The sequence below is a fragment of the Photobacterium lucens genome (assembly GCF_009873615.1).
In the GTDB taxonomy this organism is placed as follows: Bacteria; Pseudomonadota; Gammaproteobacteria; order Enterobacterales; family Vibrionaceae; genus Photobacterium; species Photobacterium lucens.
Window position 1 is genome coordinate 1 of record NZ_SSMG01000310.1, and the last position, 716, is coordinate 716.

1 protein-coding gene is annotated in these 716 nt (G+C 32.4%); it reads right to left on the reverse strand.

Annotated features, from left to right (window positions below; all coding sequences use genetic code 11):
• Position 1: 1 nt before the first annotated feature.
• The coding region (locus E5A76_RS13520; protein WP_161119241.1) for a hypothetical protein at positions 2-716 on the reverse strand (715 nt) is incomplete at its 5' end.

Sequence of the window (716 nt, forward strand, 5' to 3'; positions counted from 1 at the left end):
CTTAATTGCATGGTAATTCATCTTTAAATCCTACTCTTCGGTAATTTGACTCTAGGGTGGGTGATATCACATGCGCTGATACGGTTTTGACTGAAGGCTCATTGGTTAATAAATCACGAATAATCCCTCTAATGTTCTCGACGCTAGCTCTTTTAATGCCCCCATTTAACTTAAGGCTATTGTTGATAATATTATCTGGATCTGACATAACAAGTTGAATATCAAGTTCACCTTCAAATATGGCTGTTTGGCTAATGATGACGGTATTCCCCTTAAATTTGGTCGTATACAGCTTATACCTTTCAGATACTTCGCTAGAATCAACTGAACTAAGTGTTCTTTTTAGAAATGAATCATTATTTTTCAGATTGCTCATGACTTTACTTTTTATCTCATCATTTGGCATTGGTATAGTGCCATCTTTTATATCGCGTACTATTTTTTTGGTTTTCTTTATATAGTTGCTAATAACTTCTTTTAAATTCTGTCGAGCTTCATGCAGAGAAATAGGTTTATCTAAGACTATCTTTTCATTGGTAAATATCGTATCTGAGATGGTTGTCTCTTCATCATTCCCTATTAACATTGGGAGAATAGAGGTTATATCTTGTTCTTTTATTTTATCTATTTCTAGCGTTAAATTCTTGCCAGCAATACTGAATGTAGATAAGGTAATTAAAAATAACGATAAGAAAAATATGGTTTTTTTATTCATA